This window comes from Streptomyces sp. NPDC045678 (assembly GCF_056432085.1).
The window spans coordinates 444,376-468,897 of record NZ_JBWKJS010000008.1 but is presented as its reverse complement, the minus strand read 5'-3'; the positions used below and the strand labels follow the sequence as shown (position 1 = coordinate 468,897).

Sequence of the window (24,522 nt, the reverse complement as noted above, 5' to 3'; positions counted from 1 at the left end):
GGCCTGCGCGCCGGGCCCTCCGTCCGTCACTTCGCGTGGGTGACCGCGTAGATCATGATGAACGCGACGATGTGGATGCCGAAGAGGAAGTACGCCAGGTACCACCACACCAGGCGTTCGTTCTTCGCCTCCTCGGCGAGGGTTCGGGACTCGTGTTCGTGGGTGAGGCGTTCCAGGGGGTCGGCGGAGTCCGCGGAGAAGGCGGGGTGGCCGGGGTCGTCGCCGGGGAGGCGCATGGTCAGGACTCCCTGTGGACCTTGCTGTTGGAGGCCTGGGCGCGGGGGCGGACCACCAGGAGGTCGATGTTGACGTGCGGGGGCCGCGTGACCGCCCACGTGATCGTGTCCGCCACGTCGTCCGCGGTGAGCGGCTCGGCGACACCCGCGTAGACCTTCGCGGCCTTGTCGGCGTCGCCGCCGAAGCGGGTCAGGGCGAACTCGTCCGTCTTGACCATGCCGGGGGCGACCTCGATGACGCGGACCGGCGTGCCGACAATCTCCAGGCGGAGGGTCTCGGCGAGTACGTGCTCGGCGTGCTTCGCGGCCACGTAGCCGCCGCCTCCCTCGTACGTGCCGTGCCCGGCTGTCGACGAGAGGACGACCACCGTGCCGTCGCCGCTCGCGGTGAGGGCGGGGAGGAGGGCCTGCGTCACGTTGAGCGTGCCGATCACGTTCGTCTCGTACATCTGGCGCCAGTCCGCCGGGTCGCTGCTCGCCACGGGGTCCGCGCCCAGCGCGCCGCCCGCGTTGTTCACGAGGACCGCGATCTTGCGGAACGCGGTGGCGAACTCGTCCACGGCCGCGCGGTCGGTGACGTCGAGCGCGTACGCGACCGCGTCGTGCCCGGCGTCGGTGAGTTCGGCGGCGAGCGCCTCGATGCGGTCCTTGCGGCGCGCGGTGAGGACGACGCGGTAGCCCGCGGCGGCGAGGCCGCGGGCGGTGGCGGCGCCGATACCGCTGCTCGCGCCGGTGACGATCGCGATGCGGGTGGCGGCGGCGGTCATGGGCGCTCCTCGGGCAGGCAGACGGGCAGGAAAGACGGTTCTGAGGTCCGTGGGTGGGGCCTTCGGTCAGGATATGCGGGCCGTTCGGCGGCCTCGCGGCGCGTGGCCGTTCAGCGGCGGCTCTGTGGCGCGCAGCCGTTCAGCGGCCTCGCGGCGCGTACATGATCACGGCCATGCCGGCGAGGCAGATCAGCGCCCCGGCGACGTCCCACCGGTCGGGCCGGTAGCCGTCCGCGACCGCGCCCCAGACGATCGAGCCCGCGACGAAGATCCCGCCGTACGCGGCGAGGATGCGGCCGAACTCGGCGTCGGGCTGGAGCGTGGCCACGAAACCGTAGATGCCGAGCGCGATCACGCCCGCGCCGATCCACGCCCAGCCCTTGTGCTCCCGTACGCCCTGCCAGACGAGCCAGGCCCCGCCGATCTCGAAGAGCGCGGCGAGGACGAAGAGTGCGGCGGAGCGGGCGATGAGCATGGTCATCAGGGTGGCATGGGCGTGGGTGCCGACTGGGCCCGGCGTGGGCTTGGTGTGGCTTTGCGGACGTGACCTGCGCGCCGGGTGGGTCCGTCCGGCGTGCAGGTGTGCGTCGTACGATTGCTGCTCGACGCAGGTATCGGAGTATGGGCTAGCGGCCTCCTGAGGAGCGTTCCGGCATGGCAGAGGGTGAGCAGGGGCGGCGCGGGCTGCTGATGAGTGAGCTGGCCGCCGAGTCACGGCGCTACATGGCCTCGTACGCCCTCTTCAACCAGGCCGTCGCCGATCATCTCGGGCTGCACCCCACCGACGTGCAGTGCCTGAATCTGCTCGGCCTGGAGGGCGGCCCGGTCACGACGGGGCGCGTCGCGGAACTGACCGGTCTGACGACGGGGTCGGCCACGCGGCTCGTCGACCGGCTGGAGAGGGCGGGCTATGTCGTACGGGAGCGGGATACCGCCGACCGTCGGCGGGTGCTCGTCGCGACGGTGCCGGAGAAGATCGGCGAGTTCGGGCGCATGTGGGGGAAGCTCAGCGGCGGCTGGTTCGAGCTTTTCGAGGGGCTCGACGACGATGAACTCGCCGTGCTCATCGGCCATATGCGGCGCACTGTGGAGTTCAGCGGCGCGCAGGTGGAGCGGATCCGGGGCGGGGAGCTGGACGCCTGACCCGGGTAGCCGATTGGGGCGGGCGAGCGGGGTGGCTGGCCTCAGTGGTGCCGCTCAGTGGTGCCCGGCCTCCTGTGCCTTGCGCGGCAGCAGTCGTGCGAGGGGGCAGGCGAGCAGCAGGAGGCCCGCGACCACCGTGAGGCTGACCGTCATGGCGTGGCCCGTGCCGTCGTGCGCGGTCTTGAAGAACACCGTGGTGACCGCGGCCGCGCCGATGGCGTTGGAGAGCTGCTGGACCGCGCTCAGTGAACCGCTCGCGCTGCCCGCCTCCTCCTGGGCTATGTCGCCGATGGTGACGTCGTAGACGGTGCCGAAGCACGTACCCATGCCGATGCCGATGACGAGCAGGGGTGGGACGAGGGCCCATGTCCCGGTGTCCGTGCCGGTCACGGCGGTCAGGGCGAGGAGCCAGCCCGTGCCGGTGAGCGTGGTGAGCAGGCCCGCGAGGACGAGGGTGCGGCCGAACCTGCCGATGAGGCCGTAGCAGGCGATCGACGCGATGACGATGCCGGCGGAGAGCGGGACCAGGCCGAGCGCGGCCTCGGAGGGTGAGCGGCCGAGGCCCTGCTGCAGGAAGAGGGAGATGACGTAGAGCAGGCCTGAGACTGCCGCGAAGAAGACGACCCCGAGCACCAGGCCCGACGTGAAGCCGCGGTTGCGCAGCAGCGAGGGCTGGATCAAGGGGTTCTGGGCGGTGGTCTGGCGACGGCAGAACAGGGCGAAGGCCGCGAGGCCGGCCGCGATGAGGAGGGCGGGGGCGGCGGTCCAGCCGTTGGTGGAGCCCTCGATGAGGCCGGAGAGCAGGCCGAGCATGGTGGCGCCGAGGAGCGCGGAGCCGAGGCCGTCGATGGAGGTGGCTGGGGTGCCGCTGTCCTTGGGGAGGAGGCGTACGGCGGCGAGGAGGGCCGCGCCGCCGAGTACGAGGTTGATCAGGAACATGGGGCGCCAGCCGAGGCCGCCGAGGTCGGCGTCGATGAGGAACCCGGCGAGTACGGGCCCGCCGACGGCGGACAGTCCCATGACGGGGCCGAACAGGCTGTAGGCCTTGCCGATGTGCTCGCGCGGCCAGGTGGCGCCGAGGATGCCGAAGCCCTGCGGGATGACGAGGGCGCCGAACGCGCCCTGGACGAGGCGGGCGGCGACGAGGGTTCCTGGGGTGGGGGCGAGGCCGCAGGCGAGGGAGGCGAGCGTGAAGCCGGTGAGGCCGGTGAGGAAGAGGCGGCGGCGCCCGTACCTGTCGCCGAGGCGGCCGCCGACGACGAGCAGGACGCCGAGGGCCAGCGCGTAGGAGGCGCCGAGCCACTGGATCAGGGCGGGGCCGCCGCCGAGGTCGTGGGTGATGGCGGGGGCGGCGATGTTGGTGATGGTGGCGTCGACGAGGTCGAGGACGTCGGCGGCGAGGACGACGGCGAGGATGGCCCATCGTTTTCCGGCGGGGGTGTCCGGCGGGCGGGGCGACGGCTGGGGGGCGTCGGTCCCGGTGCTGGTCTCGGTGGTGGTGAACACGGGGCCCTTCGATCAGTATAGCTGCGTAACGCAGAGATTGTGTAACGCAGATAAATGTGCGGGAAGGGTCCGGGGGCTGTCAAGGCGATGTGGGGTGCCCTCCCGGGACGGGGGGGCGGGCCGGTCAGCTTTCGGTCAGCGCGACGTGCCAGTCGTTGCACGCGTGCCAGTTCCCCTTCGGGTACTCGACCGTCGACTCACCCCGCAGCGTGAAGCCCGCCTTGCGGCACACCGCGTTCGACGCGCCGTGGTCCGTCGCGGGGAAGGCGTGCAGGTGGGCGTGGCGGCCCGCCGCCCTCGCCCTCCTCGATCACGAGCCGCGCCGCGTCCGCCGCGACGCCCCTGCCCTGGAACTCGGGCAGGACGCCCCAGCCGGTCTCCCAGACCTGTTCGCCCTGCCAGGTCGTCTCCCAGTACCCGATCGAGCCCGCGGTGCGTCCGTCCAGGGTGATGCGGAACATCTGGCCCTTGCCGTGCGCTTGGCCCTCGCCGTCGAGCGCCAGGTAGCGGCGGTGGCGGTCCGCCACCTTCTCGTCCGTCTCGGGGCCGCCCAAGTGCGCGGTCATCTCCGGGGTGTTGAGCCCGTGGAGCAGTGTGAGGCCGTCGTCGTCGGACCAGGGGTCCAGCCGCAGTTCATGTGCTGGTGATCGCTCCATGTCCTTACGGTAGGCGGAGGGTCTGACAACTGCCCGTCCCCGGCCCTCAGCGCGGCCCGTACGCCGTCGGCGGCACGCCCACCGTCGCCGTGAAGTCCCGTACGAGGTGGGCCTGGTCGGCGTACCCGAGCGTGGCCGCCAGGTCCGCCCAGTCCACGTCCCGCTCCGACTCGGCCCGCTCCAGGGCCTCGTGGATGCGGTACCGCAGGATGATCCACTTCGGCCCCACTCCCACGTACGCGGAGAAGAGCCGCTGCAGCGCCCGCACCGACATGCCCTCCGCGCGCGCGAACGCGTCCACGCGGCGGATCGAGCGGTCGCCGCGGATGCGGTCGACGAGGCCTGCCGCGAGCTCTGCCTGCGGGTCCCGCGCGGGGGCGAGGTCCAGCAGGAAGGCGTCGAGTGCCGCCACGCGCGCGTGCTCGTCGTCGGGGGAGAGGACGGCTGCCGCGGCGGCCGCGGCCTCCTCGGGGGTGTGCGGGAACACCTCGTCCAGGGGGAGCTGGTGTCCCGTCAGGTCCGACAGCGGGCGGTCGGGTGCGAACGGGCGGAAGGCGCCGGGGCGGAACTGCACCCCGCGCACCCGCCCGCGCCCCTCCAGCTTCCTGCTGAACAGGCCGAGCCCGACGCCGGCGACCTCGCCGAAGGGGCCCTCGGGGGCGTCGAGGGCGTCGGGTGCGTCGGCTGCGTACCGCTGGAAGACGACGTTCACCGACGGGTGCGGGACCACGTGCGTGGCGTAGGGCTCGGGCAGGTCCCAGTCGATCAGCCAGTAGTGCTCCAGGTAGGGGCGGAGCGCCTCGGCGGGGGAGTGGCGGCGGAAACGCACCCTGGAGAGCAGTCCGGACGCGTCCACGATGCCCCGGGTGTCGCGGCGGGGGCCGTCGCCGACTGCGGGCGCGTCTGGCATGGAGGGATGGTAGGGCCCGCGGAGCCCGTCCGCCCGGAGTGTCGCGTTTCTTCAAGCCGGGGGCCGTCCCTCGTTCGTACCGTCGTCCCATGGACACTTCACGCACTTCCTCCGCCCCCAGGCTCAGTGAGCTGCTCGCGCTGGCCGTCGAGCGCGCCGCCCCCGTCGTGCGCGCCCTGCCCGACGGCCGTCTCGGCGCGCCCACCCCGTGCGCCGACTACGACGTGCGCGCGCTGGTCAATCACGTCTTCCATGTGATCGTCCAGTTCCAGGAGCTGGCGGCCAAGCGCGACTCGGACTTCTCCGAGACGCCGGACTACGTGGCGGAGCATGGTGCCGACTGGCGGGACCGCCTCCTGGAGGAGGCGGACGGGCTGGTCGCCGCCTGGGGTGAGCCCGGCGCCGACGAGGGCACCACCGGCGCGATGGACATGCCCGCCGAGACCGTCGGCTGCATGGCGCTGCTCGATCTGACCGTGCACGCCTGGGACCTGGCACGGGCCACCGGGCAGGAGTACCCGCAGGGGGACCGGGAGGAAGGGGATCCCGTCGTGGCGCGGCTCACCTCCGCCGTCGAGGCCATGGCCCCCATGGCCCGGAAGATGGGTGTCTTCGGAGAGGCCGTCCCGGTGGACGAGGCCCGCGCCTCGGCCTTCGAGCGGCTGCTGGCGTCGACGGGGCGCGATCCGTACTGGACGGCGCGGTAGGCGCGGTAGGCGCGGCCGTACCGGGGCTCCGCCCATGCGGGGGAATAGCCCGGGCCGCACTCTCGTTCCGTGGGTATAGTTGAACCGTCAACAAACGCGCGGAACGAATGCGCGGAACAAACACGCGGACCCGCGGAGAGTGAGCCAGCCATGCAGTTCGGGATCTTCAGCGTCGGCGACGTGACCACCGACCCGACCAACGGCCGCACGCCGTCCGAGGCCGAGCGGATCAAGGCCATGGTCGCCATCGCGCTCAAGGCCGAGGAGGTCGGCCTCGACGTCTTCGCGACCGGCGAGCACCACAACCCGCCCTTCGTGCCGTCGTCCCCGACCACGATGCTCGGCTACATCGCTGCCCGCACCGAGCGCCTCGTCCTCTCCACCTCGACCACGCTCATCACCACCAACGACCCGGTGAAGATCGCCGAGGACTTCGCGATGCTCCAGCACCTCGCGGACGGCCGCGTCGACCTGATGATGGGCCGCGGCAACACCGGCCCGGTCTACCCGTGGTTCGGCAAGGACATCCGCCAGGGCATCAACCTCGCCGTCGAGAACTACGCCCTCCTGCGCCGCCTCTGGGACGAGGAAGTCATCACCTGGGAGGGCAAGTTCCGTACGCCGCTCCAGTCCTTCACCTCGACGCCCCGGCCGCTCGACGGCGTCGCGCCCTTCGTCTGGCACGGCTCGATCAGGTCCCCGGAGATCGCCGAGCAGGCCGCGTACTACGGAGACGGCTTCTTCCACAACAACATCTTCTGGCCCGCCGAACACACCGCGAAGATGGTCGAGCTGTACCGGTCGCGGTACGCGCACTACGGGCACGGCACGCCCGAGCAGGCGATCGTCGGGCTCGGCGGCCAGGTGTTCATGCGCAAGAACTCCCAGGACGCGGTGCGCGAGTTCCGCCCCTACTTCGACAACGCGCCCGTCTACGGCCACGGGCCCTCGCTGGAGGAGTTCGCCGCGCAGACCCCGCTCACCGTGGGCTCGCCGCAGCAGGTCATCGAGCGGACCCTGTCCTTCCGCGACACCGTGGGCGACTACCAGCGGCAGCTGTTCCTGATGGACCACGCCGGGCTGCCGCTGAAGACCGTCCTGGAGCAGCTCGACATCCTCGGCGAGGAGGTCGTCCCCGTGCTGCGCGAGGAGTTCGCGAAGAACCGCCCGGCCGGCGTCCCGGACGCGCCCACGCACGCGTCCCGGACCGCCGCGGCCCAGCAGACCACCGCCCAGCAGACCGCCCAGGAAGAGGTCACCGCATGAAGCTCGTCGTCGTGTCCGCAGGGCTGAGCGTGCCCTCGTCCACCCGCCTGCTCGCCGACCGGCTCGCCGCGGCCGTCGGACAGCATGCCGACGTGCGTGTCGAAGTGGTCGAACTGCGCGACCTCGCCGTCGAGATCGCGCAGAGCCTCACCACCGGGTTCCCCGGCCCCGCCCTGGACGCCGCGGTCGGCGCGGTGCGCGGCGCCGACGGCCTGATCGCCGTCACGCCCGTCTTCTCCGCGTCGTACAGCGGCCTGTTCAAGTCCTTCTTCGACGCGGTCAGCGGGTTCGACAAGGACGCGCTGGCGGGGACGCCGGTCCTCGTCGCGGCGACGGGCGGCACGGCGCGGCACTCCCTGGTCTTGGACCACGCGCTGCGGCCCCTCTTCGCGTATCTGCGGGCCGTCGTCGTGCCCACCGGGGTCTACGCGGCGTCCGAGGACTGGGGCGCCGAAGGGCTCGCGGAGCGTCTCGACCGGGCGGGCGCGGAGCTCGCGCGGCTCATGAGGCCGGGGTCCGGGGACGGGGCCGCCGAAAGGACCGCCGACACACCGGTCGTCGTCCCGTTCGAGCAGCAACTGGCCGCCCTGCGACCGCGGTAGCCGAAGCCGCCTCCCGGGGCGGAACCGTCAGGGCCACACCAGGCAGTACGCCTGGTGGCCCGCGTCGTGCAGGCGGTGGCTGAAATCCTGCCATTCGTGCAGGAGTTGGTACACGTTGAAGGCGTCGCGCGGGCCGCCGCGGTCCGGGACCGTGGACCATATGAACGCCGCGGCGCCCACCGACTCCTCGCCGATGCCGCGCAGCGGGTCGACGACGGTCATGGGGAGCTTCACCACGGCGTAGTCGGGGTGGAGGACGACCAGTTCGAGCGGGGGGACCTTGTGCAGGGGTATGCCCTCGATGCCGGTCAGGACCATCGCGGCCATCGTCTCCGGCTTGATCTTCGTGAACATGCCGCCCATGCCGAGCTCGTCACCGCCGAGCTCCTCGGGCCGCATCGAGATCGGCACGCGGGCGGCGGTCGCGCCGTCCGGGGCGCCGAAGTACTTGTACGTCACCCCCACCCCGCCACTCCTGCTGCTCACCCGGTCCCGCCGGGACTCACCGAAACCGTCGGAGCCGCCTCGCGGCGCCTGGTCGGGCGCCGGTTCCGCTTCCGCTTCGCGTCGGTGCTTGCCCCGCCGGGCACGCCGGGGGCCCAGGCCGTCGGTCCCCTCGCCCAGTCCGCCACCGCGATGCATATCTCCACCCGACTGCTTTGCCAGGGCGGCACGGCCCTGTCTTTTCTAGGCCTCGCGGCCCCCGCCACGCAACCCGATCATCGTGTCAGTGACCTCCCCCACGTTCACCCGCTAAAACGTGGAGTGAAACACCTGTCCGCAGGATGTCCGCGCCCTCTGACACCATGGCTCGTGTGAGCTTCCCGTATAGCGCCCCAGTTTCGCAGACTCTCTTCGACCGTGCGGCGGCCGTGACGCCCGGCGGTGTGAACTCTCCCGTGCGCGCGTTCCGCGCTGTGGGTGGTACGCCCCGTTTCATGGTGTCCGGTGCCGGTCCGTACCTGACAGACGCCGACGGCCGTGAGTACGTCGACCTCGTGTGCTCGTGGGGTCCGATGATCCTCGGGCACAGCCACCCCGAGGTGACCGCCGCCGTGCAGGAGGCCGTCGCGCGCGGCACCTCCTTCGGCACGCCCGGTGAGGGCGAGGTCGCGCTCGCCGAGGAGATCGTGGCCCGCATCGAGCCCGTCGAGCAGGTGCGGCTCGTCTCCAGCGGCACCGAGGCGACCATGTCCGCCATCCGTCTGGCGCGCGGTTTCACCGGCCGCGCCAAGGTGATCAAGTTCGCGGGGTGCTACCACGGGCACGTCGACGCGCTGCTCGCCTCGGCGGGTTCGGGCGTGGCGACGTTCGGCCTGCCGGACACCCCGGGTGTCACCGGCGCCCAGGCGGGCGACACCATCGTCGTCCCGTACAACGACATCGAGGCCGTGCACGAGGCCTTCCACAAGTACCCCGGTGAGATCGCCTGCGTGATCACCGAGGCGTCGCCGGGCAACATGGGCGTGGTGCCGCCGCGCCCGGGCTTCAACGAGGGCCTGAAGGCCGCCTGCGCCAAGAACGGCGCGCTGTACATCTCGGACGAGGTGATGACCGGCTTCCGTACGTCGAAGGCCGGCTGGTTCGGTGTGGACGGCGTGACGCCCGACCTGATGACCTTCGGCAAGGTCATGGGCGGCGGCTTCCCCGCCGCGGCCTTCGGCGGCCGCGCGGACGTCATGGCGCACCTCGCCCCCGCGGGCCCCGTCTACCAGGCGGGCACGCTGTCCGGTAACCCGGTCGCGACGGCCGCGGGCCTCGCGCAGCTGCGGCTCCTGGACGACGCGGCGTACGCCAAGGTGGACGCGGTCTCCGCGGAGCTCCGCTCGCTCGTGACGGAGGCGCTGAGCAAGGAGGGCGTCGCCCACCGGGTGCAGAACGCGTCGAACATGTTCTCCGTCTTCTTCACCGACCGCGAGGTGCGTGACTACGAGGGCGCGAAGGCGCAGGAGTCCTTCCGCTTCACCGCGTTCTTCCACTCGATGCTGTCGCAGGGCGTCTACCTGCCGCCGTCGGCCTTCGAGTCCTGGTTCGTGTCCACCGCCCACGACGAGCGGGCGATCGAGCGGATCGCCGCCGCCCTGCCGGGTGCCGCGCGTGCGGCCGCGGAAGCCACGGAGGTCTCCGCATGACCGGCACCCCGGCGGGCGACGAGCTGACCGTCGTCCACGTGATGCGCCACGGCGAGGTGCACAACCCGGACGGGATCCTGTACGGGCGGCTGCCCGACTACCACCTCTCCGAGCTGGGCCGCCAGATGGCGGACCGGGTCGCCGAGCACCTCTCCCAGCGCGATGTCACGCACGTCGTGGCCTCGCCGCTGGACCGTGCCCAGGAGACGGCCACGCCGATCGCCAAGGCGCACGGCCTGGACCTCGCCACGGACGCGCGGCTCATCGAGGCGGGCAACGTCTTCGAGGGCAAGACCTTCGGCGTCGGGGACGGCGCGCTGAAGAACCCCGACAACTGGAAGCACCTCGTCAATCCCTTCAAGCCCTCCTGGGGCGAGCCGTACATCGAGCAGGTCGTACGGATGATGGGCGCCCTGGACGCGGCGAAGGACGCGGCCCGCGGGCACGAGGCGGTGTGCGTCAGCCACCAGCTGCCGATCTGGATCGTGCGCAGCTTCGTGGAGAAGCGACGCCTCTGGCACGACCCGCGCAAGCGGCAGTGCACGCTCGCGTCGCTGACGACGTTCACCTACCGCGGCGACCGGATCGTCTCGGTGGGATACACGGAGCCCGCCAGGGATCTGGTGCCCGCGCATCTCCTCGCCGGTGCCAAGCCGGTGAAGGGCAAGGGCAAGGCATTCGGCGCCTGAGGGCACCCTTGAGGGCATCCGCTTTTCCCTTTCGGGCATCCCTGATTATCGACGTCGCGTAATCGCGCAGCGACTGTATGTCCCCTTCCGGTAAAACAACATAAATAACTGCGACTTACCGGAACCCCGGTGATCGTCGCGCCCTCTAACTGGTCGTCCGTCTTGCATGGCAGATAGAGCAGGGCCGGACCCAAGGGCGCGACGATTGGGGATGGAATGCGCGACATCAGCCGCAGGGGAATGCTCGGACTCGGAGCCGGTGCGGCCGCCGCTTTCGGGCTCGCGGCATGCGGCTCCGGGGGCGACGGCGATTCGTCGGGGCCCGCGGGAAAGGCCGGGGACGAGCAGGGCGGCGCGAGCAAGCAGCCGGCCAAGCCGATCGGTGACGGCTCGACCTCGTACACCGGCACCCAGCCCCACCAGCCGGGCAAGCCCGTTCCGCTGGAGCCGGGCGAGACGCCGCCGCAGTTCGTGATCTTCTCCTGGGACGGTGCGGGCGAAGTGGGGAACGGTCTGTTCCCGCGCTTTTTGAAGCTCGCCAAGGAGCACGACGCGCACATGACGTTCTTCCTCTCCGGGCTTTATCTGCTCCCGGAATCGAAGAAGCGGATGTACCGTCCGCCGAACAACGGGGTCGGCGCTTCCGACATCGGATATCTCAGCGACGGTCACATCAAGGACACCCTGAAGTACGTTCGTGAGGCATGGCTCGACGGCCACGAAATCGGCACGCACTTCAACGGGCACTTCTGCGCGGGCACGGGTTCGGTCGCCAACTGGACGCCCGCACAGTGGCAGGACGAGATCGACCAGGCGAAGTCCTTCGTGAAGAAGTGGCGTACGAACACGGGCTGGACCGACCTGCCTTCGCTGCCCTTCGACTACGACAAGGAACTCGTCGGCGGCCGCACCCCGTGTCTCCTCGGCCAGGACAACCTGCTGCCGACGGCGAAGAAGCTCGGCTGGCGCTACGACGCGTCCTCGCCCGGCGGCCGCCAGCGCTGGCCCCAGAAGAAGATGGGCATCTGGGACCTGCCGCTGCAGGCCGTGCCCTTCCCTGGGCACTCCTTCGAGGTCCTGTCGATGGACTACAACATCCTCGCCAACCAGTCGAAGAACTCCACGAAGGCTCCCTCGTACAACTACCCGGGCTGGCGCAAGCAGGCCACGGAGGCGTACATAGCCGGCTTCAAGCGGGCCTACGAGTCCAACCGCGCGCCGTTCTTCATCGGCAACCACTTCGAGGAGTGGAACGGCGGCATCTACATGGATGCCGTGGAGGAGGCCCTGAAGCACATCGCGGGCAAGAAGGACGTGCGCCTCGTCTCGTTCCGCCAGTTCGTCGACTGGCTCGACGTGCAGGACCCGAAGATCCTCGCCAAGCTCCAGGGCCTCGAGGTCGGCCAGCAGCCCGCCGGGGGCTGGAAGAGCCTCTGAGACGGGCCCCCGGTCCGCTCTGAAGAGGGGACTTCGTTCGGTGGAGGGGGTGCGGAAGATCCACGAAATGGACATGCGAAACTTTTCACATGAGTGTCGCCTGCCGCGCCCCACACCGCATCGATAGCAGCAATCACCGTCGCAGCCGCGCCGCCCTGCTCGCCGCAGGTGCCGTCGTCGCCGCGCTGACACTGTCCGCCTGCGGCTCCGGCGGCACGTCGGGGGGTTCCGGCAACACCAACTTCGTCGCCGGGTCCGACGGCATCGCCACGGTCAAGAAGGCGGACCGCAAGGCGAACCCGTCGCTCGACGGCGAGACCCTCGACGGCAAGAAGCTCAACATCGCCGAGGACTACAAGGGCAAGGTCGTCGTCATCAACGTCTGGGGATCCTGGTGCGCGCCGTGCCGGGCCGAGGCGCCGAACTTCGTGAAGGTCGCTGCGGAGACGAAGGACAAGGGCGTCCAGTTCGTCGGGATCAACACACGTGACCCCGAGCGGGGCCCAGCGATCCAGTTCGAGAAGGAACACAAGGTTCCCTACCCGAGCCTGCACGACCCGAGCGGGAAGCTGATGCTGCGCTTCCCCAAGGGCTCGCTCAACCCGAACTTCATCCCCTCCACGCTCGTCGTCGACCGGGACGGGAAGATCGCGGCCCGCTCGCAGCAGCCGCTGAACGAAGAGAAGCTGCGGAAGATGATCGACCCCGTGCTCGCGGAGAAGTGATGTCGACGCTCGCGGCCCTCACCGGACCGAACCAGACCGTGATGAGCGGGGCGCTGCTCCTCGCGATCCCGGTCGCCCTGCTCGGCGGGCTCGTCTCCTTCTTCTCACCCTGCGTCCTGCCGCTCGTCCCCGGCTACCTCTCGTACGTCACCGGGGTCAGCGGCCAGGACCTCGGCGAGGCGAAGCGCGGCCGGATGGCCGCGGGCGCCGGACTGTTCGTCGCCGGCTTCACCGTCGTCTTCGTCTCCGCCACCGTCTTCTTCGGCGCCATCGGGCGCACGCTCAAGGAGCACCAGAGCACGATCAACACCACGCTCGGCGTGGTGATGATCGTGCTCGGCCTCTTCTTCATGGGGCTCATGCCGTGGCTCACCCAGCGCGAGTTCCGCTTCCACAAGCGGCCCGCCGTGGGCCTGGCCGGCGCGCCGGTCGTGGGCGCCCTCTTCGCCGTCGGCTGGACGCCCTGCATCGGCCCGACGCTCGCCTCCGTCATCGCCCTCTCCGCCGACGGCGCCAACCCGCAGCGCGGCGCCGTCCTCGGTGTCGCGTACTCTCTGGGGCTCGGCATCCCGTTCATCCTCGCGGCCGTCGCCTTCCGCAAGACGCTCGGCGCGTTCGGCTGGGTGAAGCGGCACTACGTCTGGGTGATGCGCATCGGCGGCATCATGATGATCGCGACCGGCCTCCTCCTCGTCACCGGTGTGTGGGACAGCATCGTGCAGGACATGCAGGTCTGGACCAGCAGCTACTCGGTGGGGATCTGAACATGAGCAAGACCCAAGCTCCTGACAGCGCGACCGGGACCACCGAGGAGCGGAACGACTACGAAGCCGCGGGCGCCAGTCTGTCGACCGCGCCGCGGGACCGGGACGACGCTCCCAACCTGCCGCGCCTCGGTGTCCTCGGCTGGATCCGCTGGTTCTGGCGGCAGCTCACCTCGATGCGCGTCGCGCTGATCCTGCTCCTGCTGCTCTCCCTCGGCGCGATCCCGGGCTCCCTGATCCCGCAGAACAACGTCGACGAGCTCAAGGTCCAGGACTTCATGGACCGGCACACCACGCTCGGCCCGCTCTACGACAAGCTGCAGCTCTTCGACGTCTACAGCTCGGTGTGGTTCTCCGCGATCTACATCCTGCTTTTCGTCTCCCTCATCGGCTGCATCGTGCCCCGCACCTGGCAGTTCGTCGGCCAGCTCCGCGGCCGCCCGCCGGGCGCCCCCAAGAAGCTGACCCGGCTGCCCGCCTACACGACGTGGCGCACCGACGCCGAGCCCGAGCAGGTGCACGAGACCGCGCTCGCCATGCTCAAGCAGCGCCGCTTCCGCGCCCACACCGCGGGCTCCGGCGCCGACAGCTCCGTCGCCGCCGAGAAGGGCTACCTGCGCGAGGCAGGCAACCTGCTCTTCCACATCGCGCTGATCGTGATGCTCATCGCGTTCGCCGCGGGACAGCTCTTCAAGTCCGAGGGCGGCAAGCTGGTCATGGAGGGCGACGGCTTCGCCAACACCCTCAGCCAGTACGACGACTTCAAGTCCGGCAGCCTCTACGACACCGACGACCTGGAGCCCTTCAGCTTCAAGCTCGACAATTTCGTCGGGACGTACGAGGAGTCGGGCCCCAACCGCGGCACGGCCCGCACCTACCGCGCGGACGTCACCTACAGCGAAGGCGTCGACGGCCCCGAGAAGAAGAAGTCCATCGAGGTCAACAAGCCGCTGGAGGTCGACGGCTCCAAGGTCTACCTGATCGGCCACGGCTTCGCCCCCTCCGTCACCGTCCGCGACGGCAAGGGCAAGGTCGTCTACCAGGCGTCCGTGCCGGTGCTGCCCATCGACCAGAACGGCACCGCGACCGGCGCCATCAAGGTCATGGACGGCTACCGCGACAAGAACGGCAAGTCCGACCAGCTCGGCTTCAACGCCTTCTTCGTGCCGACCTTCGCGGGCGTCGGCAAGGGCCAGATGTTCTCGCAGTTCCCCGCCGCGAACTACCCGGTCCTCGCCCTGTCCGCGTACCACGGCAGCCTCGGCGTGAACGCCGGTGTCCCGCAGAACGTGTACCAGCTGGACACCCGCAAGATGACGAAGTTCAAGGACGCCAAGGGCGAGCTGCTCAAGCAGCGGCTGCGCCCCGGCGAGACCATGAAGCTCCCCGACGGCGCGGGGTCCATCACCTTCGAGAAGGACCTCAAGGAGTGGGCGACCTTCCAGATCTCGCAGCAGCCCGGCACCGGGTGGGCGCTGGGCGGCGCCATCGCCGCCGTCGCGGGTCTCGCGGGCTCCCTGTTCATCCAGCGCCGCCGCGTCTGGGTGCGGGCCGTCAAGGGCGCCGACGGCGTCACCGTCGTCGAGATGGCGGGCCTCGGCCGCAGCGAGTCCGCGAAGGTCCCCGAGGAGCTCTCCCAGCTCGCCGCCCAACTGCACGATCAGGCGCCGACCGCGCCCGAACAGGACCAGGACGCGGAAGCCACCCCCGGCTCCGGCGCCGAAACCGACCCCGATGTCGTACCTGCCGAAGGGTCTGAGAAGTGAACCTCGCCACCACCCTGGCCGCCGAGCCCAACGAGAACCTCGCGCACATCAGCAACGTGCTGATCTACTCCGCGATGGCCGTCTACCTCCTGGCGTTCTTCGCGCACATGGCGGAGTGGCTCTTCGGCAGCCGCAGCAAGGTCGCCCGCACCGCGGCGGCACTCACGCCGGGCAAGGAGACGGCCGCCGCGGCCGCGCCCGCCGTCACCACCCGGGCCAAGGGCGGCACCGCCACCCTGGAGCGCCCCAAGGTCGTCACCCGGTCCGTGGCCGGCACCCGTGACGTGCCGGACGGGCCCGGCGCCTCCGCGGGCGACGAGAAGGGCGACCTCTACGGCCGCATCGCCGTCTCCCTCACGGTCCTCGCGTTCCTGCTCGAGTTCGGCGGCGTGCTCACCCGCGCCCTGTCGGTGCAGCGCGCGCCGTGGGGCAACATGTACGAGTTCAGCATCACCTTCTCCACCGTGGCCGTCGCCGTGTACCTGGTGCTGCTCGCGCTGAAGAAGAACATCGCCTGGCTCGGCCTCCCGCTGGTCACGACGGTCCTGCTCGACCTCGGTCTGGCCGTCACCGTCCTGTACACCAACAGCGACCAGCTGGTGCCCGCGCTGCACTCGTACTGGCTGTGGATCCACGTCTCCACCGCGATCTTCTGCGGCGCCGTCTTCTACGTCGGCGGCGTCGGCACCCTGCTCTACCTCTTCCGCGACAGCTACGAGACGAAGCTGGCGACCGGCGGGCAGCCCGGCAAGTTCGCCACCTCCGTCCTGGAGCGGCTCCCCTCGGCGGCCTCGCTCGACAAGTTCTCGTACCGCCTGAACGCCGCGATCTTCCCGCTGTGGACGTTCACGATCATCGCGGGCGCGATCTGGGCCGGCGACGCGTGGGGCCGCTACTGGGGCTGGGACCCCAAGGAGGTCTGGTCCTTCATCACGTGGGTCGCCTACGCCGGCTACCTGCACGCCCGCGCCACGGCGGGCTGGAAGGGCCGCAAGGCCGCCTACCTGGCCCTGATCGCCTTCGGCTGCTGGCTGTTCAACTACTACGGCGTGAACATCTTCGTCACCGGCAAGCACTCGTACGCCGGAGTCTGAGCGACTCGCACCCGGCCGAAGCCGGTTCCCGTGACCCAGGTCACGGGAACCGGCTTCTCGCGTACGGACAGGTAGGAGGCGTGGAGACGAACCAGGGGGAACTACAGGCACGTCACAGAGCGCTGCGCGTCCGCATCAGGAACGGGGACGCCGACGCCTTCGGCGAGCTCTTCGACGCGTACGCGCGCTCCGTGTACAACCACGCCTACCGGCTGACGGGCGACTGGGCATCGGCCGAGGACATCGTGTCCCTGACCTTCCTCGACGCGTGGCGGCTGCGCGGCCGGATCGACGCCGACGGCGGGCCGCTGCGGCCCTGGCTGCTCGGCGTCGCCACGAACGTCACCCGCAATACGCGCAGAGCCGCGCGCAGGCATGCCGCCGCCGTCGCACGGCTGCCGCGCGACGAGGTCGTCGCCGACTTCGCCGACGAACTCGCCGGGCGCGTCGACGACGAGGAACAGCTCTCCCTCGTCCGCACGGCACTGGCGGAACTGCGCCGCGCAGAGCGCGAGGTGCTCGCGCTCTGCGTCTGGTCGGGGCTCGACTACGTCTCGGCGGCGGCCGCGCTCGGCATCCCCGTCGGCACGGTGCGCTCCCGGCTCTCCCGGGCCCGCGCCAAACTCGCAAAAGCCGTGGAACCCCCCAAGAGACGCGGACAGGTAAGAGGTGACCGCACCACCGCGGTCAGGCCCATCAAGGAGGGAAACCGATGAACGAGCTTCCCGAGCGCGACCTTCCACCAGGCCGTCATCACCTGCTCAAGGAGCACCTGTTGACCGAGATCCGGCAGAGCGAGGCCGCGGCGGCCGCGCCGAAGAAGAACTCCACGATCTGGTGCCGCCCCGCGCTCCTCGCGGGAGCGCTCGCCGCGACGGTCGCGGCGGGCGTCCTGGTCGCCTCGCCCTTCGGCGACCGGGCGGCACAGGCGGGCCCGCCGTCGAAGGAGACGGTGCGGATGCTGGAACAGATCGCGGCGGCGGCGAAGGCGCAGCCCGCGCCGAAGGGCCTGCGCGACGACCAGTTCGTCTACGTCAGGACCAAAGAGAGGTACATGGAGACGGGCAGCGACGAGACGGCCCGCATCCAGCCGCTGCACGTGCGCGAGTACTGGGCCTCGGTGGACGGCAGGCACACGGAGATCGTCAACGACCGCGTCGACCACTTCGACCACGAGCGCATGCCGCCGGACCTGCCCCTGACGGAGGGCGACGCCCACTACCGCAGCCTGGAGAAGCTGCCGACCGATCCGGTCAACATGCGGGACTGGCTCTACCGGGTGGCGTCGGGCGGCGAGAGCGCGGACCAGAACGCGTTCGTCCAGGTCGGCGACCTCTGCGGCGGCCTGATGCCGCCGAAGCAGGCCGCCGCGCTCTACCTCGCCGCGTCGAAGATCCCCGGCGTCGAGGTGCGCGAGGACGCGGTGGACGCGGCGGGGCGGCACGGTGTGGCCATCGCCCGCGAGAACGACGGCGAGCGGCAGGAGCTGATCTTCGACAAGAAGACCAAGCAGTTCCTGGGACAGCGGCAGGTGGCGGTCGAGGACCTGCCGACGGGTTTCAAGAAGGGCACGGTGACGGGTCACAGCGCCGTCCTGGAGCGCGTGGTCGTCGACAGGGCGGGACGGCGCCCGTGAGGAGGCGGCGGCTACGGCTCCACGGTGATCGCGTCCAGTTGGGCCCGTAGATACCCGTGCGAGTCGACGCCCCGTACGTCCGTGCCCGGGTCGCACTCGTAGAAGTAGACGAGCGACATCAGCTCCTCGGCGGGCAGGTCGGCCGGCGGGGGCAGGACGCGGTGGCGGCCCGACCGCCACCGGTCGCCGGTCCAACGCGCCATCAGGTCACCGATGTTGACCGTGAACGCCTCCGGGTCGAACGGCGCGTCCTGCCAGCCGTCGTCGTCCGTGAAGACCTGCAGGCCGCCCCGCCCGGCCTGCCGGTCGAGGACCGTGACCGTGCCGAAGTCCGTGTGCGGGCCGATGCGGAACTGGCCCGGCTCCGGCTCGCCCACGGTCTCGCGGCCCGGATACCAGTTGATGTTGAAACCCCACGTGGGGTGCCCGGTGTGGCGGGTGAAGAAGTCCTCGCTCTCGCCGAGCGCCGCGCCGAGGAGTTCGAGGAGGCGGTCCGAGAGCGACCGCATCTCCCGCAGATACGTGGTCACCAGGGCCCGCAGCTCCGGCGTCTCCTCCGGCCACGTGTTCGCCGCGAACCACTCCGCGTCGACCACCGCGTCACCCGTCGGCTCGTCGGCGGCGAAGGACAGGGACTCCTTGAGGTCCGGGGGAGCGGCCGTGCCCTCCGCGTAGCTGTTCGCCTCGGCGCCGGGGCCCAGCCAGCCGCGTCCGCCGACCTTCACCGCGTACGGCCGCTTCGCCGCGTCCGGCAGGTGGAAGAAGCCGCGCGCCGACGACCTGATCGCGGTGCGCAGGTCCGAGTCGACACCGTGCCCGGTCACCAGCAGGAAACCGGCGCTCCGCAGCGCCTCGTCGACGGTCCGCGCCGTCCGCGCGCGGGCCTCGGGGCCGCCGGAGAGCCACGGACGCAGGTCGACCGTCGGAATGCGGGATGCGCTGCTCATGCCTCCCATCGTGCCCACCCGAGCCCCCGGTCAGGCCTCATCGACAGCGCCGATGGAGCCATCGGAAGGACGCCCCACTGACGCGTGGACCAGCACATACGCCCGCTCGTAGCTTCATGGACATGACCTCAGCCAAGCTTTCCGAGCGCAGGGGCACGGCCCAGCTCACCGCCGCCATGATGCTGTCCGGCACCCTCGGCATCTTCGTCGTCGAGTCCGGCGCCTCCGCCTTCAACGTCGTCTTCTTCCGCGTCCTGTTCGGCGCCCTCGCCCTCGGCGCGTACGCGTTCGCCCGCGGCTACTTCCGCGACCACGGACTCACCCTCAAGAAGTTCGGCCTCGCCGCGCTCGGCGGGGTGTTCATCGTCTTCAACTGGGTGTTCCTCTTCAAGGCGTACGAGGCGTCCTCGATCTCCCTGGCCACCGTCGTCTACCACACGCAGCCGTTCTTCCTGGTGCTGCTCAGCGCCCTCGTCCTGCGCGAGCGCCTGTCCCGCTCCCAACTGGGCTGGCTGGTCGTCGCGTTCGCGGGGCTCATCCTGGTCTCGGGGGTGCGGCCCGGGGACGCCGGCTCGCTCGCGGGCATCGGCCTCGCGCTCCTCGCCGCCGTCCTGTACGCCCTGTCCACCCTCGTCACCAAGCGCGTCACCGGCGTCCGCCCGCACCTGATCGCCCTGGTCCAGGTCGTCATCGGCATCCCCCTGCTGCTGCCCTTCACCGACTTCGGCGCGATGAGCGGCACCGGCGCGGGGTGGGCCTGGCTCGCCGGGCTCGGTGTGATCCACACCGGCCTCATGTACGTCCTGATGTACGCGGCGTACGCGAAGCTGCCCACCGCCAAGATCGCCGTGCTCGCCTTCACCTACCCGGCGGTCGCGATGGTCGCGGACTGGGCGGTCTACGGCCACCACATCGGGCTCGTCCAGGCACTCGGCGTCCCGCTGATCGTCGCCGCGAGCCTCAAGGTCACGCTGGCCCGGACGGGGAACCCTGCTCCCGCACGAGCCGCACGGCCTGCTCCACGAACAGCCGCACCTGCGGAGCGAGACGCTTCCCCGACCGCCACGCGAGCTGCGTCCACAGTGTGAACGGCGGCTCCCAGCCGAGACGGACGAGCGTGCCGGCCGCGAGCTCCCGCGCCACCGTCACGGCCGGCAGCAGCGCGACACCCAGACCGCCCGCCACCCCCTGCTTCGTCGCCTCGATGGTGCCGAACTCCATGAAGGGGGGTGGCGTGCCGGTCTGTTCGCGCAGTTCCCCCTCGAAGAGGTCCCGGTACGGACAGCCGGGCTCGGTGCCGACGAGCTGCGCCGACGCCAGGTCGCCCGTGGTGAGGGCGTCCGCACCGCGCGCCGCGAGGGGATGGGCGGGCGCGCAGACCAGGACGAGCGGCTCCCGCGCGAGGACCTCGGTCTCCAGGCCCTGGTGCTCGGTCCCGGGCTCCATCAGGAAACCCACGTCGTACGTCCCCTGCCGCAGCGCCTGCCGGGTCTCGTCGCCCAGCGTGGGACGCAGCGAGAGCCGCACCTTCGGGTAACGGTGGTGGAAGAGTTCGAGGAGCGGCGGCAGCCGGTAGGACGTCAGCGACTCCATCGTGCCGACCGCGATCGTGCCCGAGGGTTCCTCGGCGCCGACGACGGCGGCCCGCGCCTCGTCGGAGAGCTCGATGATCTGCCGGGCGTAGGGCAGCAGCCGCTCGCCCGCCTCGGTGAGCCGGATCCGGCTGCCGAGCCGGTCGAAGAGCTCCGTGCCGAGCGAGGTCTCCAGGGCGCGGATCTGGCTGGTGACGCTGGACTGCGCGTACTTCAGCTCGGTGGCGGCCCGGGTGAAGCTGAGGACGGTGGCGACCTTCTCGAAGGTCACGAGCAGCCGCAGTTCCACGGCCCCTCAGCCCTCGTTGCCCTTGTCGCGCCGGTTCTCGTCCGGATCCTCTTCCTTCTCCTTCAGGGACTTCAGGAAATCCGGGTTGTCGTCGGGCGCGACCCAGCGGGTCCTGCCGCCTGTGGCGCTGCCGGGCGCGTGCCGCTTCTTGCCGGTGACGAACCAGGCGATCGGGCCGAGCAGCACCTCTCCGAAGAGGAGCACGATGATGACCCACACCACCTTGGGCAGATGCCTGACCTCGTTCTCCGGAGTGTTCAGGACATCGATGAAGGCATAGATCCACACCGCCAGGACCAGCAGGAACGGCAGATACCTGAGCATGGTGGCGCGATCCCCCAAGCGGTTGCGGCGGGAGGCGTGCGTGCCCCCGGTGACGGGGCCAGGGTAACCGGTGCCGGATACTGGAACGCATGGCTTACGACGATCTTCGCTCCCTGCTCCGGGCACTGGACCGCGAGGGCGATCTCAAGCGCATCAAGGCCGAGGTCGACCCGTACCTGGAGGTCGGTGAGATCGTCGACCGGGTGCAGAAGGCCGGCGGCCCCGCGCTCCTCTTCGAGAACGTCAAGGGCTCCGCGATGCCCCTGGCGATGAACGTGTACGGGACGGACCGCCGCCTCCTGAAGGCGCTCGGCCTGAAGTCGTACAACGAGATCAGCGACAAGATCGGCGGCCTGCTCAAGCCGGAGCTGCCGCACGGTTTCGTCGGGGTGCGCGAGGCGTTCGGGAAGCTCGGCGCGATGGCGCACGTACCGCCGAAGAAGGTGAAGTCCGACAGCGCGCCCGTCCAGGAAGTGGTCCTCACCGGGGACGACGTGGACCTGGAGCGGCTGCCCGCGCTGTTCACGTGGCCCGAGGACGGCGGCTCCTTCTTCAACCTGGGCCTGACCCACACCAAGGACCCCGACACCGGCGTCCGCAACCTCGGCCTGTACCGCCTGCAGCGCCACGACAAGCGCACCATCGGCATGCACTGGCAGATCCACAAGGACAGCCGCAACCACTACCAGGTGGCCGCCCGCAGGGGCGAGAAGCTGCCGGTCGCCATCGCCTTCGGCTGCCCGCCCGCCGTGACGTACGCCTCCACGGCGCCGCTGCCCGGTGACATGGACGAGTACATGCTGGCCGGGTTCATCCAGGGCAAGCGCGTCGAGATGGTCGACTGCAAGACGGTGCCGCTCCAGGTGCCCGCGCACGCCGAGGTCGTCATCGAGGGCTGGCTGGAGCCGGGCGAGATGCTCCCGGAGGGCCCCTTCGGCGACCACACCGGCTTCTACACCCCGCAGGAGCCCTTCCCCGCGCTGAAGATCGACTGCGTGACGATGCGGAAGCGGCCGCTGCTCCAGTCCATCGTGGTCGGCCGCCCGCCGACGGAGGACGGCCCGCTGGGCCGCGCGACGGAGCGCTTCTTCCTGCCCCTGCTCAAGGTGATCGTCCCGGACATCGTGGACTACCACCTTCCGGAGTCGGGCGGCTTCCACAACTGCGCCATCGTCTCGATCGACAAGAAGTACCCGAAGCACGCGCAGAAGGTCATGCACGCGATCTGGGGCGCGCACATGATGTCCCTGACGAAGCTGATCGTCGTCGTGGACAAGGACTGTGACGTGCACGATCTGCACGAGGTGTCCTGGCGCGCGCTCGGCAACACGGACTACGCCCGCGACCTCACGGTCGTCGAGGGTCCCGTCGACCACCTCGACCACGCCTCCTACCAGCAGTTCTGGGGCGGCAAGGCAGGCATCGACGCGACGAAGAAGCTGCCCGAGGAGGGCTACGTACGCGACGGCGGCTGGCCGGACATGGTCGAGTCCGACCCGTCCGTCGCGGCGAAGGTCGACCGTCGCTGGAAGGAGTACGGACTCTCGTGAGTTCAGCATCAGCCGCGATCCCGCAGCCGGGGCGCACCAAGGCATTTCTTCGGCTCGTGATGATCGAGCACTCCGTGTTCGCGCTGCCGTTCGCGTACATCGCCGCGCTGACCGCGATGTTCCGGCTGGACGAGAACATCCACTGGGGGCGGCTGCTCCTGGTGACGGTGTGCATGGTGGGGCTGCGGACGTTCGCCATGGCGGCGAACCGGATCATCGACCGCGAGATCGACGCCCGCAATCCGCGCACCGCCCACCGCGAGCTCGTCACGGGCGCGGTGTCGGTGAAGTCGGCGTGGACGGGCGCGCTGATCGCGCTCGCCGTGTTCCTCGTGTCGGCCGCGCTGCTCAACCCGCTCTGTCTGGCGCTCGCGCCCGTCGCGGTGGTCCCGATGGTCGTCTATCCGTACGGCAAGCGGTTCACGAACTTCCCGCAGGCGATCCTCGGCCTGGCCCAGGCGATGGGCCCGGTCGGCGCGTGGATCGCGATCACCGGTGAGTGGTCGGGCCAGGCCGTGATCCTCGGGCTCGCGGTCGGCGTCTGGATCGGCGGCTTCGACCTGATCTACGCCTGTCAGGACGTGGAGACGGACCGCGAGGTCGGCGTGAAGTCGGTGCCCGCGCGGTTCGGCATCCCGGCCGCGATCTGGGGTGCGCGCGCCTGCCACCTGGTGACGACGGCGCTCTTCGTCTGGTACGCGGCGTCCACCGACGCGGGCGCGTTCTTCTGGCTCGGCCTCGCGGTCGTCGCCGGAGCGTTCGTCTACGAGCACTCGATCGTGCGGCCGCACGACCTGTCCCGCCTGAACCGTGCCTTCTTCCAGGTGAACGGATTCATCGGCATCGCCCTGTTCGCGTGCGCGCTGCTGGATCTGCTCGTACGCGGCCTCACCGTCTGATGAGCCCGGCGATAGGCTTCATAGCGTGAACGCAGGAGATACACAGCGTAGGCCTTGGATCGTGGGGGTGTCGGGTGCCTCGGGCACTCCGTACGCCGCCGCTGTGCTGCGTGCGCTGCTCGCGGCGGGGGAGAGCGTGGACCTCGTCGTGTCCCGGGCGTCGCGGCTGACGCTGCTCGACGAGACGGGGATCGCCTTCCGGGACGCGCACTGGCGGGACGATCTGCGGCAGTGGCTGGGGCGCGGCGCGGACGGCAAGCCGGGGGTGTTCGACCCGGACGTGTCCGACGTGCAGTACTGGTCGGCCGGTGACCTGGCGGCGGGGCCTTCCTCGGGGTCGTACGCGACGAAGGGGATGCTGATCGTGCCGGCGTCCACGGCGTGCGTGGCCGGGGTGGCGCTGGGGCTCTCGAAGGACCTGTTGCAGCGGTCGGCGAGCGTGACGCTGAAGGAAGGCCGACGGCTCGTGGTCTGCGTACGCGAGACGCCGCTGAACGGACAGACGCTGAAGCACCTGGTGAGCCTGGACGAGGCGGGCGCGATCGTGCTGCCCGCCTCTCCGGCGTTCTACGCGGGGGCGACGCACATCCAGGATCTGGTGGACTTCGTCGCCGGGCGGGTGCTGGACGCGGCGCGTGTGCCGCACAGCCTGTACCGCCGGTGGGAGGGAGAGCTGGGCTCCGGCTCCCAGGGGGGTTAGCGCTTCTTGGCGGCGCGCTTCGTGCGGGCCTTGGGCGCGGCGGTCTTGTGGGCACGCGAGCGGTTGGCCAGGTCCTGGAGCTCGCGCATGCGGGCGTAGGCCATCTCGATCGAGTACACGGGTGACTCACTCCTGAAGGATCGTCGTTGATCTGCTGAGATTGAGAAAGATTCACAGGGTCTAGC

Annotated in this window: 26 protein-coding genes and 2 pseudogenes; 17 read left to right on the top strand and 11 right to left on the bottom strand. The window is 70.4% G+C overall.

Annotation, left to right across the window (positions count from 1 at the left end):
- Positions 1–26: 26 nt before the first annotated feature.
- The 3 genes from AC07DO_RS28795 to AC07DO_RS28785 all read right to left on the bottom strand — a co-directional run bounded on the left by AC07DO_RS28795 (position 27) and on the right by AC07DO_RS28785 (position 1,478).
- Positions 27–236, bottom strand: a complete 210-nt coding sequence (locus tag AC07DO_RS28795; protein WP_479063610.1) for a hypothetical protein — start codon at positions 234–236, stop codon at positions 27–29.
- Positions 237–238: 2 nt separating this feature from the next.
- Positions 239–1,003, bottom strand: a complete 765-nt coding sequence (locus AC07DO_RS28790; protein ID WP_479063609.1) for an SDR family NAD(P)-dependent oxidoreductase — start codon at positions 1,001–1,003, stop codon at positions 239–241.
- Between the two features lie 139 nt (positions 1,004–1,142).
- Positions 1,143–1,478, bottom strand: a complete 336-nt coding sequence (locus AC07DO_RS28785; RefSeq protein WP_479063659.1) for a YnfA family protein — start codon at positions 1,476–1,478, stop codon at positions 1,143–1,145.
- A gap of 179 nt (positions 1,479–1,657) precedes the next feature.
- On the opposite strand from AC07DO_RS28785, the gene AC07DO_RS28780 reads away from it, so the two are divergent.
- Positions 1,658–2,146: a MarR family winged helix-turn-helix transcriptional regulator gene (locus tag AC07DO_RS28780; RefSeq protein ID WP_479063608.1), complete on the top strand. Its 489-nt coding sequence runs from the start codon at positions 1,658–1,660 to the stop codon at positions 2,144–2,146.
- A 54-nt stretch (positions 2,147–2,200) separates the two neighbouring features.
- On the opposite strand, the gene AC07DO_RS28775 is transcribed toward AC07DO_RS28780, so the two are convergent.
- The 3 genes and pseudogenes from AC07DO_RS28775 to AC07DO_RS28765 all read right to left on the bottom strand — a co-directional run bounded on the left by AC07DO_RS28775 (position 2,201) and on the right by AC07DO_RS28765 (position 5,218).
- Positions 2,201–3,652: an MFS transporter gene (locus tag AC07DO_RS28775; RefSeq protein ID WP_479063607.1), complete on the bottom strand. Its 1,452-nt coding sequence runs from the start codon at positions 3,650–3,652 to the stop codon at positions 2,201–2,203.
- A 124-nt stretch (positions 3,653–3,776) separates the two neighbouring features.
- Positions 3,777–4,308 (bottom strand): annotated as a pseudogene (locus AC07DO_RS28770) (GNAT family N-acetyltransferase).
- 46 nt (positions 4,309–4,354) lie between these two features.
- On the bottom strand, positions 4,355–5,218 hold the full coding sequence (locus AC07DO_RS28765) for a DUF6597 domain-containing transcriptional factor (RefSeq protein ID WP_479063606.1): 864 nt from the start codon (positions 5,216–5,218) through the stop codon (positions 4,355–4,357).
- Positions 5,219–5,307: 89 nt separating this feature from the next.
- On the opposite strand from AC07DO_RS28765, the gene AC07DO_RS28760 reads away from it, so the two are divergent.
- From AC07DO_RS28760 to AC07DO_RS28750, 3 genes are all read left to right on the top strand, one after another.
- On the top strand, positions 5,308–5,925 hold the full coding sequence (locus AC07DO_RS28760) for a TIGR03086 family metal-binding protein (protein ID WP_479063605.1): 618 nt from the start codon (positions 5,308–5,310) through the stop codon (positions 5,923–5,925).
- Between the two features lie 150 nt (positions 5,926–6,075).
- On the top strand, positions 6,076–7,191 hold the full coding sequence (locus AC07DO_RS28755) for an LLM class flavin-dependent oxidoreductase (protein ID WP_479063604.1): 1,116 nt from the start codon (positions 6,076–6,078) through the stop codon (positions 7,189–7,191).
- Positions 7,188–7,793, top strand: coding sequence for an FMN reductase (locus AC07DO_RS28750; RefSeq protein WP_479063603.1), 606 nt, complete (start codon positions 7,188–7,190; stop codon positions 7,791–7,793). Before AC07DO_RS28755 ends, AC07DO_RS28750 begins: the two co-directional genes overlap by 4 nt.
- A 27-nt stretch (positions 7,794–7,820) precedes the next feature.
- Here AC07DO_RS28750 and AC07DO_RS28745 read toward each other — a convergent pair whose 3' ends face one another.
- Positions 7,821–8,435, bottom strand: coding sequence for a hypothetical protein (locus AC07DO_RS28745; protein WP_479063602.1), 615 nt, complete (start codon positions 8,433–8,435; stop codon positions 7,821–7,823).
- 164 nt (positions 8,436–8,599) lie between these two features.
- On the opposite strand from AC07DO_RS28745, the gene hemL reads away from it, so the two are divergent.
- From hemL to AC07DO_RS28700, 9 genes are all read left to right on the top strand, one after another.
- The gene (hemL, locus tag AC07DO_RS28740; RefSeq protein ID WP_479063601.1) at positions 8,600–9,925 is read left to right on the top strand and encodes a glutamate-1-semialdehyde 2,1-aminomutase; all 1,326 of its coding nucleotides are present in this window, start codon (positions 8,600–8,602) and stop codon (positions 9,923–9,925) included.
- Positions 9,922–10,614, top strand: coding sequence for a histidine phosphatase family protein (locus AC07DO_RS28735; RefSeq protein WP_479063600.1), 693 nt, complete (start codon positions 9,922–9,924; stop codon positions 10,612–10,614). Before hemL ends, AC07DO_RS28735 begins: the two co-directional genes overlap by 4 nt.
- Before the next feature lie 216 nt (positions 10,615–10,830).
- Positions 10,831–12,051, top strand: a complete 1,221-nt coding sequence (locus tag AC07DO_RS28730; protein ID WP_479063599.1) for a polysaccharide deacetylase family protein — start codon at positions 10,831–10,833, stop codon at positions 12,049–12,051.
- Positions 12,052–12,140: 89 nt separating this feature from the next.
- Positions 12,141–12,776 carry a TlpA family protein disulfide reductase gene (locus tag AC07DO_RS28725; protein ID WP_479063598.1) on the top strand — a complete coding sequence of 212 codons (636 nt, stop codon included), beginning with the start codon at positions 12,141–12,143 and terminating at the stop codon, positions 12,774–12,776.
- Entirely contained in the window at positions 12,776–13,540 is a 765-nt protein-coding gene (locus AC07DO_RS28720) for a cytochrome c biogenesis CcdA family protein (RefSeq protein WP_479063597.1), read from the top strand. Before AC07DO_RS28725 ends, AC07DO_RS28720 begins: the two co-directional genes overlap by 1 nt.
- A gap of 2 nt (positions 13,541–13,542) precedes the next feature.
- Complete coding sequence (gene resB / locus AC07DO_RS28715; protein ID WP_479063596.1) at positions 13,543–15,306, top strand: cytochrome c biogenesis protein ResB; 1,764 nt, start codon at positions 13,543–13,545, stop codon at positions 15,304–15,306.
- A complete protein-coding gene (gene ccsB, locus AC07DO_RS28710; protein WP_479063595.1) occupies positions 15,303–16,400 on the top strand; it encodes a c-type cytochrome biogenesis protein CcsB in 1,098 nt (365 codons plus the stop codon). The genes resB and ccsB overlap by 4 nt, the downstream gene beginning before the upstream one ends.
- An 80-nt stretch (positions 16,401–16,480) precedes the next feature.
- Positions 16,481–17,116, top strand: a complete 636-nt coding sequence (locus AC07DO_RS28705) for an RNA polymerase sigma factor (RefSeq protein ID WP_479063594.1) — start codon at positions 16,481–16,483, stop codon at positions 17,114–17,116.
- Complete coding sequence (locus tag AC07DO_RS28700) at positions 17,113–18,036, top strand: CU044_5270 family protein (protein WP_479063593.1); 924 nt, start codon at positions 17,113–17,115, stop codon at positions 18,034–18,036. Before AC07DO_RS28705 ends, AC07DO_RS28700 begins: the two co-directional genes overlap by 4 nt.
- Positions 18,037–18,047: 11 nt before the next feature.
- On the opposite strand, the gene AC07DO_RS28695 is transcribed toward AC07DO_RS28700, so the two are convergent.
- Positions 18,048–18,983 (bottom strand): isopenicillin N synthase family dioxygenase, encoded by a 936-nt coding sequence (locus tag AC07DO_RS28695; protein WP_479063592.1) that lies wholly within the window; start codon positions 18,981–18,983, stop codon positions 18,048–18,050.
- A 122-nt stretch (positions 18,984–19,105) separates the two neighbouring features.
- Between AC07DO_RS28695 and AC07DO_RS28690 the strand changes: the two genes are divergently transcribed.
- On the top strand, positions 19,106–20,071 hold the full coding sequence (locus AC07DO_RS28690) for a DMT family transporter (protein ID WP_479063591.1): 966 nt from the start codon (positions 19,106–19,108) through the stop codon (positions 20,069–20,071).
- On the opposite strand, the pseudogene AC07DO_RS28685 reads toward AC07DO_RS28690, so the two are convergent.
- Together AC07DO_RS28685 and AC07DO_RS28680 are read right to left on the bottom strand one after the other, a co-directional pair.
- Positions 19,974–20,864: pseudogene (locus AC07DO_RS28685) on the bottom strand (LysR family transcriptional regulator); the annotation flags it as partial. The gene AC07DO_RS28690 and the pseudogene AC07DO_RS28685 sit on opposite strands and share 98 nt — an antisense overlap.
- Before the next feature lie 6 nt (positions 20,865–20,870).
- Positions 20,871–21,188, bottom strand: coding sequence for a PLD nuclease N-terminal domain-containing protein (locus AC07DO_RS28680; protein ID WP_479063590.1), 318 nt, complete (start codon positions 21,186–21,188; stop codon positions 20,871–20,873).
- Between the two features lie 89 nt (positions 21,189–21,277).
- Here AC07DO_RS28680 and AC07DO_RS28675 point away from each other — a divergent pair, with 89 nt between their 5' ends.
- Genes AC07DO_RS28675 through AC07DO_RS28665 form a run of 3 tightly spaced genes read left to right on the top strand, consistent with a single transcriptional unit; the run spans position 21,278 to position 24,337 of the window.
- Entirely contained in the window at positions 21,278–22,738 is a 1,461-nt protein-coding gene (locus AC07DO_RS28675) for a menaquinone biosynthesis decarboxylase (protein ID WP_479063589.1), read from the top strand.
- Entirely contained in the window at positions 22,735–23,637 is a 903-nt protein-coding gene (mqnP, locus tag AC07DO_RS28670) for a menaquinone biosynthesis prenyltransferase MqnP (RefSeq protein ID WP_479063588.1), read from the top strand. Before AC07DO_RS28675 ends, mqnP begins: the two co-directional genes overlap by 4 nt.
- A gap of 25 nt (positions 23,638–23,662) precedes the next feature.
- Positions 23,663–24,337: a UbiX family flavin prenyltransferase gene (locus tag AC07DO_RS28665; RefSeq protein WP_479063587.1), complete on the top strand. Its 675-nt coding sequence runs from the start codon at positions 23,663–23,665 to the stop codon at positions 24,335–24,337.
- Here the strand turns inward: AC07DO_RS28665 and AC07DO_RS28660 are convergent.
- The gene (locus tag AC07DO_RS28660) at positions 24,334–24,456 is read right to left on the bottom strand and encodes a hypothetical protein (RefSeq protein ID WP_479063662.1); all 123 of its coding nucleotides are present in this window, start codon (positions 24,454–24,456) and stop codon (positions 24,334–24,336) included. The genes AC07DO_RS28665 and AC07DO_RS28660 overlap by 4 nt on opposite strands.
- Positions 24,457–24,522: the final 66 nt, after the last annotated feature.

What these genes read in the sequence shown, in the direction of transcription:
- AC07DO_RS28675 (WP_479063589.1), top strand. Translation starts at nt 21,278, where the DNA reads ATGGCTTACGACGATCTTCGCTCCCTGCTCCGGGCACTGGACCGCGAG.
- AC07DO_RS28760 (WP_479063605.1), top strand. Translation starts at nt 5,308, where the DNA reads ATGGACACTTCACGCACTTCCTCCGCCCCCAGGCTCAGTGAGCTGCTC.
- AC07DO_RS28745 (WP_479063602.1), bottom strand. Translation starts at nt 8,435, where the DNA reads ATGCATCGCGGTGGCGGACTGGGCGAGGGGACCGACGGCCTGGGCCCC.
- hemL (WP_479063601.1), top strand. Translation starts at nt 8,600, where the DNA reads ATGGCTCGTGTGAGCTTCCCGTATAGCGCCCCAGTTTCGCAGACTCTC.
- AC07DO_RS28795 (WP_479063610.1), bottom strand. Translation starts at nt 236, where the DNA reads ATGCGCCTCCCCGGCGACGACCCCGGCCACCCCGCCTTCTCCGCGGAC.
- AC07DO_RS28720 (WP_479063597.1), top strand. Translation starts at nt 12,776, where the DNA reads ATGTCGACGCTCGCGGCCCTCACCGGACCGAACCAGACCGTGATGAGC.
- AC07DO_RS28690 (WP_479063591.1), top strand. Translation starts at nt 19,106, where the DNA reads ATGACCTCAGCCAAGCTTTCCGAGCGCAGGGGCACGGCCCAGCTCACC.
- AC07DO_RS28725 (WP_479063598.1), top strand. Translation starts at nt 12,141, where the DNA reads ATGAGTGTCGCCTGCCGCGCCCCACACCGCATCGATAGCAGCAATCAC.
- AC07DO_RS28790 (WP_479063609.1), bottom strand. Translation starts at nt 1,003, where the DNA reads ATGACCGCCGCCGCCACCCGCATCGCGATCGTCACCGGCGCGAGCAGC.
- AC07DO_RS28750 (WP_479063603.1), top strand. Translation starts at nt 7,188, where the DNA reads ATGAAGCTCGTCGTCGTGTCCGCAGGGCTGAGCGTGCCCTCGTCCACC.
- AC07DO_RS28780 (WP_479063608.1), top strand. Translation starts at nt 1,658, where the DNA reads ATGGCAGAGGGTGAGCAGGGGCGGCGCGGGCTGCTGATGAGTGAGCTG.
- AC07DO_RS28785 (WP_479063659.1), bottom strand. Translation starts at nt 1,478, where the DNA reads ATGCTCATCGCCCGCTCCGCCGCACTCTTCGTCCTCGCCGCGCTCTTC.
- AC07DO_RS28680 (WP_479063590.1), bottom strand. Translation starts at nt 21,188, where the DNA reads ATGCTCAGGTATCTGCCGTTCCTGCTGGTCCTGGCGGTGTGGATCTAT.
- resB (WP_479063596.1), top strand. Translation starts at nt 13,543, where the DNA reads ATGAGCAAGACCCAAGCTCCTGACAGCGCGACCGGGACCACCGAGGAG.
- AC07DO_RS28695 (WP_479063592.1), bottom strand. Translation starts at nt 18,983, where the DNA reads ATGAGCAGCGCATCCCGCATTCCGACGGTCGACCTGCGTCCGTGGCTC.
- AC07DO_RS28755 (WP_479063604.1), top strand. Translation starts at nt 6,076, where the DNA reads ATGCAGTTCGGGATCTTCAGCGTCGGCGACGTGACCACCGACCCGACC.
- AC07DO_RS28765 (WP_479063606.1), bottom strand. Translation starts at nt 5,218, where the DNA reads ATGCCAGACGCGCCCGCAGTCGGCGACGGCCCCCGCCGCGACACCCGG.
- AC07DO_RS28730 (WP_479063599.1), top strand. Translation starts at nt 10,831, where the DNA reads ATGCGCGACATCAGCCGCAGGGGAATGCTCGGACTCGGAGCCGGTGCG.
- AC07DO_RS28735 (WP_479063600.1), top strand. Translation starts at nt 9,922, where the DNA reads ATGACCGGCACCCCGGCGGGCGACGAGCTGACCGTCGTCCACGTGATG.
- AC07DO_RS28700 (WP_479063593.1), top strand. Translation starts at nt 17,113, where the DNA reads ATGAACGAGCTTCCCGAGCGCGACCTTCCACCAGGCCGTCATCACCTG.